The following is a 14,896-nucleotide window of genomic DNA, read 5'->3' as shown; positions in this document are numbered from 1 at the left end:
CGTCGATGGCCGATGTGGCGCAGTTGGCCGGGGTGTCCGGGCAGACGGTGTCCCGGGTGGCGAACGGCCGGCAGAACGTGGACGAAGTCACGCGTGCCCGAGTCCAGGACGCGATGCGGCAGCTCGGCTACCGCCCGAACGGCGCGGCGCGCGCACTCCGCAGTGGCCAGTTCCGCAGTATCGGCGTGATCGTCTTCGAGCTCTCCACCTTCGGTACGACGCGCACGCTGGACGCGATCGCCACCGCAGCGACCGCCCGCGGCTACTCCGTCAACCTGCGGCCCGTTCTAGAGGCCAGTCAGAGTGCCGTGACCGAGGCGTTCAACCGGCTGAGTGAGCAGGCCGTCGACGGCGTCGTCGTACTGAACGAGGCGCATGTGCTGGACGACGTACAGCTGCCGACCAGCCTGCCGGTAGTAGTACTCGACGCGAGCTCTCACTACGGCTACCCGGTGGTCGACGCCGACCAGACCCAAGGCGCGCGGCTCGCCACTGAACACCTGCTCGAGCTGGGACACGAGACCGTTTGGCATCTCGCCGGTCCGCGCACGTCGTACTCCGCAGACCGACGCCGGCGGTCCTGGGAGCAGACGTTGATCGAGCGCGGCTGCGACGTACCGCCAGTACTAGTGGGGGACTGGTCGCCGACGTCCGGCTATGAGGTGGGCCGCGAGCTTGCGGCGAACGACAAGGTGACGGCGGTCTTCGTGGCCAACGACCAGATGGCTCTTGGTCTTCTGCGCGCGCTGCACGAATGCGGCCGTACGGTGCCGGACGACGTCAGTGTGGTCGGCTTCGACGACATGGAAGAGGCGGCGTGCTTCTGGCCGCCTCTCACCACTGTGCGGCAGACGTTCGCGGAGATCGGGCACCGGAGCGTCAACGCCCTCCTCGCGGACCTCGACGACCCAGACCCTCACCCTGCCCCCATCGCCATCCCCACCGAACTAGTAATCCGCCACAGCACCGCCCCACCCCGCTCCACCTGACCCGCCCCCGCCCCGTCTGAGCCGCCCGCCCCTGTCCGTTTCAGGGGTCAACCCCGCACCTGGTCGCTTGCGGAGGCAGATTCTGCGTCCGCAACCGACCAACTCAGGGGTTGACCCCTCAGGCGGACAGGGGAGGTGGGGCGGGACGGGCCGGCGTTAGGGGAGCGAGGCGACGGTCGGGGGAGCGGATGGGGTCGGTGTCAGGACGGTGCGGAGTAGGTCGGCGGTTTCGGTGGGGGTTTTGCCGACGCGTACGCCGGCGGCTTCCAGGGCTTCCTGTTTGGCTGCTGCTGTCCCGGACGAGCCGGAGACGATCGCGCCGGCGTGGCCCATCGTCTTGCCCTCCGGTGCGGTGAAGCCGGCGACGTACCCGACGACCGGCTTGGTCACGTTCTCCTTGATGAACGAGGCCGCCCGCTCCTCGGCGTCACCACCGATCTCACCGATCATCACGATCGCGTCGGTGTCCGGGTCGTCCTGGAACGCCTGCAGCGCGTCGATGTGGGTGGTCCCAATGATGGGATCGCCGCCGATCCCGATCGCGCTCGAGAACCCGAAGTCCCGCAACTCGTACATCATCTGATACGTCAGCGTGCCCGACTTCGACACCAGACCGATCCGCCCCGGTCCCGCGATGTCCGCGGGGATGATGCCCGCGTTCGCGAGGCCCGGGCTGATGATGCCCGGACAGTTCGGGCCGATGACGCGCGTCCCGTTGGCCTCCGCGGCGGCGAAGAACGCGGCGGTGTCGTGCACCGGCACGCCCTCGGTGATCACTACAACCAGCGGTATGCCGGCATCGACAGCCTCCAGAACCGCGCCTTTTGTAAACCGCGGCGGCACGAACACCACCGACACGTCCGCGCCCGTTGCGTTCACCGCGTCGGCACACGATCCGTAGACCGGGATCGAGCGCTTCGCGAAGTCGACCGACTGACCGCCCTTGCCGGGCGTCACGCCGCCGACCACCTCGGTGCCGGCGGCAAGCATCCGACTGGTGTGCTTCTGTCCTTCGGACCCGGTCATGCCCTGAATGACGACCCGGCTCTTCTCCGTCAGGAAGATGGCCATCTCTAGAGTCCCTTCTCCGCAGCCAGCGCGGCGGCGCCGTCCATCGTGTCGACCACGGTCACCAGCGGATGGTTGGCCTGGGCAAGGATCTTGCGACCTTCCTCGACGTTGTTCCCGTCCAGCCGGACGACCAACGGTTTGTCGGCCCGCGAGCCGAGGAGTTCGAGCGCCTGGACGATGCCGTTCGAGACCGCGTCGCAGGCGGTGATCCCGCCGAACACATTCACGAACACACTGCGGACCTGCGGATCGGACAGGATGATCCCGAGCCCGTTCGCCATCACCTCGGCCGAAGCACCGCCGCCGATGTCGAGGAAGTTCGCCGGCTTCACGCCGTACTGCGAACCCGCGTACGCGACCACGTCGAGCGTCGACATCACCAGTCCCGCACCGTTGCCGATGATGCCGACCGATCCGTCCAGCTTGACGTAGTTCAAGCCCTTCTCGAACGCCGCGGCCTCCAGCGGATCACCAGCAGCGTGATCCGTGAACCCGGCATGATCCGGATGCCGGTACGCCGCGTTGTCGTCGAGCGTGACCTTGCCGTCGAGAGCTTCCAACGACCCATCGCTCAGCCGGACCAGCGGATTCACCTCCACCAACGAAGCATCCTCCGCGATGAACACGTCCCACAGGCGCCGTACGACCGAGGTTGCCTCGGCCGGAAACCCAGCCGCCGCAACGATCTCGGCGGCCTTCGCCTCGTCGACACCGACCACCGGATCGATGGGCACCTTCGCGATCGCGTCTGGGTTGGTGTGCGCGACCTCCTCGATCTCCACACCGCCCTCGGTGCTCGAGATACAGAGGTACTCGCGGTTGGCGCGATCGATCAGGAACGACAAGTAGTACTCGTCAGCGATGTCCGCGGCCGGCGCGAGCAGCACGCGGCGCACGGTGTGCCCCTTGATGTCCATCCCGAGGATCTCGCTCGCCTTTGCCACCGCCTCATCCGGCGTGGCGGCAAGCTTCACGCCGCCGGCCTTACCGCGGCCGCCGGTCTTCACCTGCGCCTTCACCACCACGCGACCACCGAGCTCCGCAGCTGCGGCCGCCGCGTCAGCGGAATCATCGATCACCCGCCCGAGCGTCACCGGGACGCCGTGCCGGGCGAAGAGCTCCTTGGCTTGGTACTCCATCAGATCCACGTCCGCCTCCTTCAAGTCTGCAGACGACTGTATGCGGTATGCAATCTGGTCACAAGAGTCAGTCCGCAACACCTCAGGTCTGGACAGCGCCGACTGAGCGAGGTACCACAGATCTCATACGGTATGCAGTAGTCAGGAGGCGACATGAATTCCACGCCCCGGGATGTACGTGACGTCTACGGCCGGCGGTACCGAATCGGTGAGGACGCCCGTGAACTGACCGGGCACTCGCGGCGCCGGCAGCTCTGGGCGGCCTGGGCCTGCATGGTCGCGATCAGCCCGTTGCAGTACTCGTTCGGCACGGCCGCCCTCGGCTTCGGCCGAGGCTGGGGTACCGCGCAAACCCTGTGGTTGCTGGCGATCTTCGTCGCCTGCCAGGCCCTGATCGCGATCCCCGCGGCTTGGATCCAGCGGGTACGACGGGCCACGCCGACGCAGCTCGTCATCGCGGGCGGGTTGCTCGCGGCAGTCGGCCTCGTCGCGCTCGCCCACGCGGACAGCTATCCCGCGGTCGTCCTCGGCTACTCACTCCTGGGCGGCATCGGCGCGGGACTTGTGTACGCCGCTTGCATCACTACGTCGGCCCGGTGGTTCCCGGATCGGCGGACCGCCACGATCGGGTTCGTCACGGGCGGCTTCGCGGTTGGCGCCGTACCGAGCATCGCATTGTTGACAATCCTCAGATCAAATCAGCCGATTGTCTTCGATCTGACTGCCCTGGTCGCAGTCCTGGTGGTGCTGGTGGCCGGCGGCATGCTGAAGGATCCGCCGCAGCACTGGTGGCCCGCGGACATCGACGCGCAGGCGTGGGCGATCGACCGGAAGCTGAACCGCAGCATCCCGCACAACGCGCCCGCGGTCCGGCAGTACCGTCCCGGCGAGGCGATGCGGACCGGCGCGCTGCCGCTGATGTGGTTGCTCCTGGCAATCAGTGCGGCGTTGTCGCTGTTCGGCATCGGGTTCGTGGTCAGCTACGGGGTCAGTACCGGGCTGGGGATAGGCGTGGCTGCCTCAGCCGCCGGAATGCTTGCCGCGGTCAACGGTCTCGGTCGGTCGGTCGCCGGTCACCTGTCGGACCGGTTCGGCCGGCGTCGGGTGCTGGCCGCCGTACTGATGATCGAAGGCTTCGCGCACGTCGGCCTGGTGATCGCCGATGCGGGCTGGGCGTTCGTGGTGTGCGCGATGTTCGCCGGGCTCGGCGGCGGTGCGTTCTACGCGATCATGGCGAACCTCGTCCTCGAGTTCTTCGGCGACAACAGCCTCCTGCAGAACCAGGCGATCCTGTACTCCGCAAAGGCCGCGGGCGGCCTGGTCGGCATCGGAGTCGCCGCATCGGTAGTGGCCGCTTTCGGCTATCGACCGTTGTTTCTCGGCGCCGGCCTGCTCGGCGTACTGACCGCGCTGAGTGTGCGGCTACTCAAACAACCCGGCCGCCCAGCCCTCCCCGTGCGGCCGCAACTCGGTACGCCGGTGTCGGGCGAGTGAACGGCTACGCGAAGGTCCAACGGGCCGACCCATGCGTGATGGAGCTGGTGTCGCGCCTGGCCGGCGAACCGTGGACCGACCGTCCTGCGAGCGTGCATCCAGTGCTCAGTGCGGTCGCACGGGCAGCGCACGACCACAGCAGCCCTGCCGGCCGCCGGGAGTTACTACCGCTGGCGCCACAGTTTATGAACACGAGCGCAGCGGGCTTCGAGCACTCCGCTCGTCTGGTCGCGCTCTGCGTGTCTACAGCGTTGGCGAGCGGTGAGCTCACCGGCGACGAGCTGCACCGACTAGCCGCCGCACATCGGACCGCGCTGCACCTCCTTGGTTCGGAGAGGCGACCCGGGGGAGCAGCTCGGTTCTGGTTGCCGGTGCTGGGCGAGCCGTTCTATCGAACCTTCGTCGCGACAGAACATGCGGCCGAAGCCGTCGCAGTCACGGCCCGGGCAGCAAGCGACGTACAGCTGAGGAGCCTGGTGAAGCAGTGCCTGGCAGCGTGCGTTTCCTCAACGCCATAAGGGATTTCTCCTCGACGCGAACTCTGGACAACCACGGTCGCGTGGGATAAGACTACGACTACACCATACGGTATGCAATCTACAGACCAAGCCGTACGACGGCCTTCCGAGGAGATGACTGCAGATGGCGCAGACAGTGTCGGAGACCCAGCCCGCCGCCCACGTGAAGGAGCCGGAGACGATCTCCGGTGGTCACCTCGTCGCGAAAGCCTTGAAGGCCGAGGGAATCGACGTGATCTTCACCCTCTGCGGCGGGCACATCATCGACATCTACGACGGCTGCGTGGACGAGGGCATCGCAGTGGTCGACGTCCGCCACGAGCAGGTCGCGGCGCACGCGGCCGACGGGTACGCGCGGGTCACCGGCAAGCCCGGCTGCGCCGTCGTCACGGCCGGCCCGGGCACCACGGACGCTGTCACCGGCGTCGCGAACGCGTTCCGCGCCGAGAGCCCGATGCTGCTGATCGGCGGCCAGGGCGCGTTGAACCAGCACAAGATGGGATCCCTGCAGGACCTGCCGCATGTCGACATGATGGCGCCGATCACCAAGTTCGCCGCGACCGTGCCGCACACCGCCCGGGTCGCGGACATGGTGTCGATGGCATTCCGCGAGGCGCTGAACGGCGCACCCGGCCCGTCGTTCCTGGAGATCCCGCGCGACATCCTGGACAACTCGGTCCCGGTAGAGTCCGCGACGGTGCCGGAGTCCGGCCGCTACCGGGCATCGACGAAGAGCATCGGCGACCCGGCGAGCGTCGAGGCGCTGGCCGACCTACTGGTCCGGGCCGAGAAGCCCGTCGTACTGCTCGGCACGCAGGTCTGGACGTCCCGCGGAAGCGACGCGGCCGTCGACTTCGTCCGCACGCTCGACATCCCGGCCTTCATGAACGGCTCGGCCCGCGGCACGTTGCCGCCCGGCGACCCGCACCACTTCCACCTGTCCAGGCGGTACGGCTTCAACAACGCCGACCTGATCCTGATCGTCGGTACGCCGTTCGACTTCCGGATGGGGTATGGGCGCCGGCTGCCGAAGAGCGCGACCGTCGTCCAGATCGACCTCGACTACCGCACCGTCGGCAAGAACCGCGACATCGACCTCGGCCTGGTGGGCGACCCGGGTGCGATCCTGGCCGCGGTCACCCAGGCAGCTTCCGGTCGGTTGCAGAAGACGGATCGCAAGGCCTGGTTCGCGGAACTGCGTGCCGAAGAAGACGCGGCGTACCAGAAGCGGCTGCCGCGGCAGCTGTCCGACGCGAACCCGATCCACCCGCTGCGGCTCGCACACGAGATCAACGAGTTCCTCACTGAGGACTCGATCTACATCGGCGACGGCGGCGACATCGTCACGTTCTCCGGTGGCGTCGTACAACCCAAATCACCTGGCCACTGGATGGACCCCGGACCGCTCGGCACGCTCGGCGTCGGCATCCCGTTCGTACTCGCGGCGAAGTACGCGCGACCCGACAAGGAAGTCGTCGCACTGTTCGGCGACGGCGCTTTCTCCTTGACTGGTTGGGACTTCGAGACGCTGGTCCGCTTCAAGCTTCCCTTTGTCGGTGTCGTCGGCAACAACTCCTCGATGAACCAGATCCGCTACGGCCAAGAAGCGAAGTACGGCCACGACCGCGGCCGGATCGGCAACACCCTCGGCGACGTGAAGTACGACGAGTTCGCCCGGATGCTCGGCGGGTACGGCGAGGAGGTCCGCGACCCGAAGGACATCGGGCCGGCCATGCAGCGCGCCCGCGAATCGGGGCTGCCGTCGCTGATCAACGTCTGGGTCGACCCGGACGCCTATGCCCCCGGAACCATGAACCAGACCATGTACAAGTGAGAGGACCCCGCCATGTCTCAGGCCCTCGATGGTGTTCGCGTGTTGGACATGACCCACGTGCAGTCCGGACCGTCCTGCACCCAGATCCTCGCCTGGCTCGGCGCCGATGTGGTCAAGCTCGAGGCGCCGACCGGTGACATCACCCGCCAGCAGCTGCGCGACGTCCCCGACGTCGACAGCCTCTATTTCACCATGCTCAACTGCAACAAGCGCAGCATCACGCTGAACATGAAGTCCGAGCGCGGCAAGGAGATCTTCATCGACCTGGTGAAGAACTCCGACGTCCTGGTCGAGAACTTCGCCCCCGGCGCCATCGACCGGATGGGCTTCACCTGGGAACGCCTGCAGGAGATCAACCCGCGACTGGTCTTCGCCTCGATCAAAGGCTTCGGACCCGGCCGGTACGAGAACTTCAAGGCCTACGAGGTCGTCGCCCAGGCGATGGGCGGCGCGATGAGTACGACGGGGTTCGAGGACGGACCGCCTACCGCGACGGGTGCGCAGATCGGGGACTCCGGCACCGGGATCCACCTGGTCGCGGGCATCCTCGCCGCGCTGTTCCAGCGGACCAGCACCGGCAAGGGCCAGCGCGTGACGGTGGCCATGCAGGAGGCCGTGCTCAACCTGACCAGGGTCAAGCTACGTGACCAGCAGCGACTGACCCACGGACCGCTGCCCGAGTACCCGAACGACAACTTCAACGGCGAGGTGCCGCGGTCCGGGAACGCCTCCGGCGGCGGTCAGCCCGGCTGGGCGCTGAGGTGCGCACCGGGCGGGCCTAACGACTACATCTACGTGATCGTCCAGCCGCCAGGGTGGGCGCCGATCGCCGAGCTGATCGGCAAGCCTGAGTTGGCCGAGGACCCGGACTGGGCGACGCCGGCCGCGCGGCTGGACAAGCTCGACAAGATGTTCGCGCTGATCGAGCAGTGGACCGAGCAGCACAGCAAGTTCGAGGTGATGGACAAGCTCAACGCGCTGAACGTGCCGTGTGGGCCGATCATGTCGACGGCCGAGCTGATCGCGGACGAGACGCTCGCCGACCTCGGTGCGGTGGTCGAGGTGGAGCATCCGCAGCGCGGCAGCTTCAAGACTGTCGGCTGCCCGATCAAGCTGTCCGACTCGCCGGTCGACGTACAGACCTCACCCGGGCTCGGCGAGCACAACTCGGTCATCTACGGCTCGCTCGGCATCGACACCGCCGAGCTCTCCGAACTCAAAGCCAGCGGCGTGATCTGAAGTGGAGCCCCCGCAATGACCACTGCAATGACCTATGACAAGGCAGCAGTCCGGGCCATCCTCGACCAGGCTCTGGCGGACGGCCGTACGTCGCTGAGTGCGCCGGAGGCCAAGCAGGTCGCCGATGCGTACGGCATCCCGACGCCGGGCGAGGGGCTGGCCACGACTGCCGAGGGAGCCGCCGGCCTCGCGACCGAGATCGGTTTCCCCGTCGTACTGAAGATCGTCTCGCCGGACATCCTGCACAAGACCGAGGCCGGCGGTGTGGTGGTTGGCGTGGACAGCGCCGATGCCGCGAAGGCGGCGTACAACAGGATTGTCGACAATGCGAAGGCCTACAAGTCGGATGCGGAGATTGTCGGCATTCAGGTCCAGAAGATGCTGGTCACCGGCGGCGACGTGCAGGAGGTCATCGTCGGTTCGGTCACCGACCCGACGTTCGGCAAGGTGGTCGCGTTCGGACTGGGTGGCGTCCTGGTCGAAGTACTCAAGGACGTCACGTTCCGCCTTGCTCCGCTGACCGCCGACGAGGCCCGTGCGATGGTCGACGGGATCAGCGCGCACGAGATGCTCGAAGGCGTCCGCGGTGCGAAGCCGGTCGACAAGGACGCGGTCGGCGATCTGATCAAGCGGCTGTCGGACCTGGTCACGGACTTCCCGCAGTTCGCCGAGGTCGACCTGAACCCGGTGCTGGCCGGCCCGGACGGCGCCACTGCGGTGGACTTCCGGATCATCGTGGACGCCGAGGCCGGCAAGCCGGTCGAGCGGTACAGCCAGGAGGAGATCCTGACCGCGATGACCCGGATCATGAAGCCGCGCGCGGTGGCGGTGATCGGAGCGTCCAACGAGGACGGCAAGATCGGCAACTCGGTGATGAAGAACCTCGTCAACGGCGGGTACGCCGGGGACATCTACCCGATCAACCCGAAGGGCGGCGAGGTCCTCGGGCTGAAGGCGTTCCCCAGCATCACCGACGTACCGGGCGACGTGGATGTCGCGGTGTTCGCCGTACCTGCCAAGTTCGTCGCCGGGGCGCTCGAGCAGTGCGGGCAGAAGGGCGTCGCGGGCGCGATCCTGATCCCGTCCGGGTTTGCCGAGACCGGCGAGCAGGCGCTGCAGGACGAGGTCGTCGCGATCGCCCGCAAACACAACGTCCGCATCCTGGGACCGAACATCTACGGCTACTACTACCTGCCCGAGAGCCTCTGCGCGACGTTCTGCACGCCGTACGACGTCCGTGGTTCCGTTGCCCTGTCCTCGCAGTCGGGCGGGATCGGGATGGCGATCCTCGGCTTCAGCCGGTCCAGCCGGATGGGGGTCTCCGCGATCGTTGGGGTAGGCAACAAGGCCGACATCGACGAGGATGACCTCCTGACGTTCTTCGAGCACGACGACAACACCAATCTGATCGCCATGCACCTTGAGGACCTCAAAGACGGCCGGGCCTTCGCCGAGACGGCGGCCCGGGTGTCCAAGCAGAAGCCGGTCGTCGTACTGAAGGCCGGCCGTACCTCCATGGGCGCCCGCGCGGCCAGCTCGCACACCGGCGCGCTGGCCGGCGACGACAAGGTGTACGACGACATCCTGCGGCAGAGCGGGGTGGTCCGGGCGCCGGGACTGAACGAGATGCTCCAGTACGCCCGCGGCATTCCGTTGCTGCCGACACCCAAGGGCGAGAACGTCGTGATCATCACCGGCGCCGGCGGTTCCGGCGTACTGCTGTCGGACGCCTGCGTGGACAACGGCCTGACGTTGATGGACATCCCGGACGATCTGGACGCGGCGTTCCGGAAGTTCATCCCGCCGTTCGGTGCCGCCGGCAACCCGGTCGACATCACCGGTGGCGAGCCGCCGTCGACGTACCGGAACACGGTCGCGCTCGGGCTGTCCGACGAGCGCATCCACGCCCTGATCCTGGGCTACTGGCACACGATCGTGACGCCGCCGATGGTGTTCGCGAAGCTGGTCGCCGAGGTGGTCGAGGAGTTCCGGGCCAAGGGCATCGACAAGCCGGTGGTGGCCTCGCTGTCCGGTGACGTCGAGGTCGAGGAAGCGAGTCAGTACCTGTTCGACCACGGTGTGGTCGCGTATCCGTACACCACCGAGACCCCGGTCCAGGTCCTCGGTGCGAAGTACCGCTGGGCCAGGAACGCCGGTCCGCTCGGCCTCAGTTGATTGGAGGAAGCAGTCTGCGGGGGATGTTGATCCGCTAGTTGGCGTCGAACTAAGGAGTCCGCCTTGGACGTCACAAGCAAGACCTCAGAAGTTCCCGAAGAGCCGGCCGCGGCAGCCGTGACCGAGAAGGTCTGGAAAGCGGGCAGGCTCGAACCGATGCCGATCCGGAAGCTTCCGGACGCACCACCGTCCATGCACATCCTCGGTCCGACCGTCTTCCTGGTCGCACTGGGCGTGGGCATGGGGGAGTCGTACATGTGGCCCCGGCTCGTCCTGGTGTTCGGGCCGGACATCCGCTGGTTGTTCATGGTCGGAGTCACGCTGCAGGCGTTCGTGCTGCTGGAGATGGCGCGGTACGCGATGGCCACCGGGGAGAGCATCTTCTTCGGCGCGGCCCGGGTCTTCAAACCGCTGATGTGGTTCTTCTACGCGGCGGCGATCCTGATCTACATGTGGCCGGGCCATCTGTCCGCCGGCGCGGCCGCGTTCGAGGAGATCACCGGCATACCCTGGCAGGTCACCGCGTGCGTGGCTCTGGTGTTCGTCGGTGTGCTGTTCAGTCTGCTGTCGGTGATCTACAACTTCCTCGAGAAACTGCTCGGTCTGCTGATCGGCGTGCTGGTCGTCGGTACGTCGGTGATCGCGGCGATCGTCGGCAACTGGGACGACCTCGGCCGGACGCTGTCCGGGATGTTCGCGTTCGGGTACTTCCCGCACGAGGCGATGACGTCGACCTGGTTCCCGGTCGTGGTCGGTTCGATCGCGTTCGCCGGACCATCCGGTATGCAGCAGATGTGGTACACGCTGCAGTTGCGCGACAGCGGCGCCGGTATGGGTGCGCACATCCCGAACATCCGGGGTCTGCGGACCGAGGGCGAGGCGGAGACGATGCCGTCGCGCGGGTTCATGTTCGACACCGAGGACCCGGCCGAGATGGCGAAGTGGAAGGGCTGGCGCAAGTGGGTCACGTTCGACGCGATCCTGCTCTTCTGGGGCATCACCATGCTGGTGACGATCTCGTTCACCGTGCTGGCCATGTCGGCGGCCCGGCAGAACCCGAACGTGGCTTCGCTGATCGAGGGTGGTGACCGGGATGCGGCGCTGAAGGCGATGTCGGACGCGTTCGCATCGGCCGGCTCGCCGATCCTCGGGACGTTGTTCTTCGCCTTCATCGCGCTGATCGGGCTGAACGCGACCCTGGGTCTGTTCGACTCGTTCTCCCGCGGCCAGGCGGACATGACGTACTACTTCGTACCGGGCGCCAAACGGTTCTCGATGTCGCGTCTGTACGCCGGGTTCCTGTGGGGCGTGATCCTGTTCGGCATCCTGATCCTGCTCTTCGGCCCGGCCGACGGTCCGGCCGGGATCCTGGACACGCTCGCGTTCCTGTCCACGTTCGCGATGGGTGCGTACTGCATTGTGTTGCTGCTGACCAACAACATGCTGCTGCCCAAGAAGATCCGGCCGGGTCCGGTGCGGAACGTGATCATCGGATTCGGTGCGGTGTTCTATCTCGGCATGTTGTTCTACTGCCTGTTCCGCTTCGGCGTGGCGGTGGGTTGAGGTGGCAGACCCGAAGCAGCTTGCAGAGTTCTCGGTTCCGGCCATCTCGGTCGGTGCCGCGGCCGGGCTCATCGCCGGCGGACTGGGCGCGTTCGTCGGCCAGCCTGTCGGTTGGGCAGTGCTGACCGGTCTCGGACTCGGCGTACCGCTGATGCTGTTCGGTGCCGGGTACGCCGTACTGGTCGCACTCCGGAAAGTCCCCGCCGGAGTGTTCGCGCCGGCGGCGGTCTACTGGGTGATCGGGTTCCCGCTCGCCCTGATGGTGCACGCGGTCGTGACCGAATGGGTAGTGGCCGGTACGCCGGGCCTACCGCCGGAACCGTGGAAGTTCCTCGCGTTCCGGGCCTTGCTCAGCATGGGCTTCGCGATCGGCTTCCTCTGGATGCACGAACAACTAGGCCGCCACTGGTGGCCCCGCATCCTCGACCGCAACGAATACGCCCGCCGCACGGTGGAGCAGTACGTCCACCTGGCGGCATCCCTAGAAGCCCGCAAGGCCGCCACCGGCCGAGCCCGCAAGAAGCGCGTCGCCTGACGTTCGAGGGGATATCCGTTGAGCTTGTGCCTTCTCCCTTGGTCTACCAGAGGAGAAGGCACAGTTCGAAGGGATATCCCCTCGAATGCTTTCGGGTGGTGGTCAGGTCGTACGGCGTCGGCGGCGGGGAGCTGTGTCCTCGGTGGGCTCGGTGGGGGCTGCGGCGGCCTGGAGGTCGTGGTAGGCCTTGCGGGTGTGTTCGGTGTGTTCGCGCATGATCTGGGCGGCCTTGTCCTCGTCGCCGTCGCTGATCGCCTTGACCAGGCGGTTGTGTTCGCGCCAGGACGCGGCGCCGCGGACCGGGGCGACCGGCGTGTAGTACCAGCGGACCCGTCGATCCACCTGGGCTGCGAAGTCGACCAGGAACCTGTTGCCGGACATCTGGGTGATGAAGCTGTGCAGCTCGGCGTTCGTACGCACGGTGCCGTCGATGTCACCGGATTCCTGGTACGCCGTACCGACCTTGCAGAGCTCCCGTAGTTTCGCGACGTCGTCCTTCGTCGCGTGCCGGGCTGCGAGTCGCGCGGACTCGGACTCGAGGGCCGCACGGGCCGCGAGCAGTTGGTCGACCTCGTCCTCGGCCGGCACGTGCACCATCGCGCCGAAACCGGGTCGCAGGTCTACCCAGCCCTCGTTGTTGAGCCGCTGCAGGGCCTCGCGGACTGGCTGCCGGGAGACGCCCAGCAGGCCGGCCAGCTCGACCTCGACCAGGTGGCGGCCGCGCTCGAGCGTACCGTCGATGATCATCTCGGTGAGGGCCTCGTAGACCGACTCCCGCAACGGCGTCGGCCGCTTGACATGCCGCACGCCGGCCGGTTCCGCACCCGCCCCTGGCCCTGCACTGATCGTCGTCATGAGGTCCCTTCCCGATACAGCATGGCACTTGGTAGACAGTCTACCAAGTGCCATGTTTTGGCTGGATCAGGCGGCCGACTCGTCGGCGTGAACGGGGTCGGTTTCGTCTGTGAGTTTGGCGAGCTCCGCGTCCAGGTCGACCGGGGTGTTCAGCTCCTGCTGCAGCTCCGGGGCATCCGGGAACTGCGGGCGAGCCGCCAGAGCACCGAACCTACGTGTGAAGATCATGTCAACCCTTCCTTGAATTCTGGCTTCTGTATACATTCAACCAGGCGTACTCACCGGTTATGCCCGCGTCTCACGTGATCCCGCTTACACCCGGGTCGAGTAGCTGTGCGCCCCGGTCCCGGCGAGCCGTCCGCCGTCGACGATCAGGTACTCGTCGCGGATCGGCGTACCGCCCAGCCACGATTCCAGGATCTCCCGGGTGCCGGCGGCGTACCGGGTCTGGGCGGACAGCGACGAGCCGGAGATGTGCGGGGTCATGCCGTGGTGCGGCATGGTCCGCCACGGGTGGTCGGCCGGCGCGGGTTGCGGGTACCAGACGTCGCCGGCGTACCCGGCCAGCTGCCCGCTCTCCAGCGCCCGGACGATCGCGTCCCGGTCGGCGATCTTGCCCCGCGCGGTGTTGATCAGGTAGCTCCCGTGCTTCATGGTCGCGAGGAGCTCATCCCCGAACAGTCCCTCGGTCTCCGGGTGCAGCGGCGCGTTGATCGTGACCACGTCGCAGTGCGGGACCATGTCGGCGGCGCTCGGGTGGAAGGTCAGGTTGAGTTCGCGCTCGACCGATTCCGGCAGCCGGTGTCGGTCGGTGTAGTGCAGCTTCACGTCGAACGGCGCGAGCCGCCTCAGTACGGCGGTCCCGATCCGGCCGGCCGCGACCGTGCCGACATTCATCCCCTCGAGGTCGTACGAGCGCTCGACGCAGTCCGCGATGTTCCACCCGCCGTCGACGACGACCTGGTACGACGGAATGTAGTTGCGCACCAGTCCGAGGATCATCATCACCACGTGCTCGGCAACGCTGATGCTGTTCGAATAGGTGACCTCGGCAACTGTCATGCCGTTCGCGATCGCCGCGTCCAGATCGACGTGGTCCGAGCCGATGCCGGCGGTGATCGCGAGCTTGAGCTTCGGCGCCTTCGCGATCCGCTCGGCGGTCAGGTACGCCGGCCAGAATGGTTGCGAGATCACCACATCGGCATCCGGGAGTTCGCGATCGAGCACCGAGTCAGGACCCTCCTTGTCGGACGTGACGACCAGCGTGTGCCCCTGCTCCTCCAGGAATCGCCGGAGGCCGAGCTCACCGGACACGCTGCCGAGCAGGGCGCCCGGCTTGAAGTCGACAGCCTTCGGCGACGGCGCGGTCTGACCGCCGGGGTAGCTCTCGATGGTGGGGATGTCGTCACGGGCGTACGACGTCGGGAAGCCCGTCGTCGGGTCGTCGTACAGCACACACACAATCTTTGCCATGATGGAGAATC

Annotated in this window: 13 protein-coding genes; 8 read left to right on the top strand and 5 right to left on the bottom strand. The window is 67.0% G+C overall.

What is annotated here, in order from left to right; genetic code table 11:
* Positions 1-5 precede the first annotated feature (5 nt).
* Positions 6-989 carry a LacI family DNA-binding transcriptional regulator gene (locus tag EV650_RS14800; RefSeq protein ID WP_134119317.1) on the top strand — a complete coding sequence of 328 codons (984 nt, stop codon included), beginning with the start codon at positions 6-8 and terminating at the stop codon, positions 987-989.
* 156 nt (positions 990-1,145) lie between these two features.
* On the opposite strand, the gene sucD is transcribed toward EV650_RS14800, so the two are convergent.
* The gene (gene sucD, locus EV650_RS14795) at positions 1,146-2,060 is read right to left on the bottom strand and encodes a succinate--CoA ligase subunit alpha (protein ID WP_134119315.1); all 915 of its coding nucleotides are present in this window, start codon (positions 2,058-2,060) and stop codon (positions 1,146-1,148) included.
* Positions 2,061-2,062: 2 nt separating this feature from the next.
* On the bottom strand, positions 2,063-3,208 hold the full coding sequence (gene sucC, locus EV650_RS14790) for an ADP-forming succinate--CoA ligase subunit beta (RefSeq protein ID WP_134119313.1): 1,146 nt from the start codon (positions 3,206-3,208) through the stop codon (positions 2,063-2,065).
* A gap of 144 nt (positions 3,209-3,352) precedes the next feature.
* On the opposite strand from sucC, the gene EV650_RS14785 reads away from it, so the two are divergent.
* The 7 genes from EV650_RS14785 to EV650_RS14755 all read left to right on the top strand — a co-directional run bounded on the left by EV650_RS14785 (position 3,353) and on the right by EV650_RS14755 (position 12,557).
* Complete coding sequence (locus EV650_RS14785) at positions 3,353-4,693, top strand: MFS transporter (protein ID WP_134119311.1); 1,341 nt, start codon at positions 3,353-3,355, stop codon at positions 4,691-4,693.
* A complete protein-coding gene (locus tag EV650_RS14780) occupies positions 4,690-5,211 on the top strand; it encodes a hypothetical protein (protein WP_134119309.1) in 522 nt (173 codons plus the stop codon). The genes EV650_RS14785 and EV650_RS14780 overlap by 4 nt, the downstream gene beginning before the upstream one ends.
* 124 nt (positions 5,212-5,335) lie before the next feature.
* Entirely contained in the window at positions 5,336-7,045 is a 1,710-nt protein-coding gene (locus EV650_RS14775; protein WP_134119307.1) for a thiamine pyrophosphate-binding protein, read from the top strand.
* Between the two features lie 12 nt (positions 7,046-7,057).
* Complete coding sequence (gene frc / locus EV650_RS14770; RefSeq protein ID WP_134119305.1) at positions 7,058-8,284, top strand: formyl-CoA transferase; 1,227 nt, start codon at positions 7,058-7,060, stop codon at positions 8,282-8,284.
* Positions 8,285-8,299: 15 nt separating this feature from the next.
* On the top strand, positions 8,300-10,459 hold the full coding sequence (locus tag EV650_RS14765; protein ID WP_238174212.1) for an acetate--CoA ligase family protein: 2,160 nt from the start codon (positions 8,300-8,302) through the stop codon (positions 10,457-10,459).
* Between the two features lie 63 nt (positions 10,460-10,522).
* Positions 10,523-12,022 (top strand): Nramp family divalent metal transporter, encoded by a 1,500-nt coding sequence (locus EV650_RS14760; RefSeq protein ID WP_134119303.1) that lies wholly within the window; start codon positions 10,523-10,525, stop codon positions 12,020-12,022.
* A 1-nt stretch (position 12,023) separates the two neighbouring features.
* Entirely contained in the window at positions 12,024-12,557 is a 534-nt protein-coding gene (locus EV650_RS14755; RefSeq protein WP_134119301.1) for a hypothetical protein, read from the top strand.
* A gap of 102 nt (positions 12,558-12,659) precedes the next feature.
* Here the strand turns inward: EV650_RS14755 and EV650_RS14750 are convergent, their stop codons facing one another.
* From EV650_RS14750 to EV650_RS14745, 3 genes are all read right to left on the bottom strand, one after another.
* Entirely contained in the window at positions 12,660-13,412 is a 753-nt protein-coding gene (locus EV650_RS14750) for a GntR family transcriptional regulator (protein ID WP_134119299.1), read from the bottom strand.
* A 66-nt stretch (positions 13,413-13,478) separates the two neighbouring features.
* Complete coding sequence (locus EV650_RS40350) at positions 13,479-13,640, bottom strand: hypothetical protein (protein ID WP_166678119.1); 162 nt, start codon at positions 13,638-13,640, stop codon at positions 13,479-13,481.
* A gap of 84 nt (positions 13,641-13,724) precedes the next feature.
* Positions 13,725-14,885 carry an NAD-dependent formate dehydrogenase gene (locus tag EV650_RS14745; RefSeq protein ID WP_134119297.1) on the bottom strand — a complete coding sequence of 387 codons (1,161 nt, stop codon included), beginning with the start codon at positions 14,883-14,885 and terminating at the stop codon, positions 13,725-13,727.
* Positions 14,886-14,896 lie beyond the last annotated feature (11 nt).

The organism is Kribbella kalugense, assembly GCF_004365875.1.
Taxonomy (GTDB): Bacteria; Actinomycetota; Actinomycetes; order Propionibacteriales; family Kribbellaceae; genus Kribbella; species Kribbella kalugense.
Note: the sequence above shows the minus strand (reverse complement) of the source record. Positions and strands in the feature narration are given on the sequence as shown.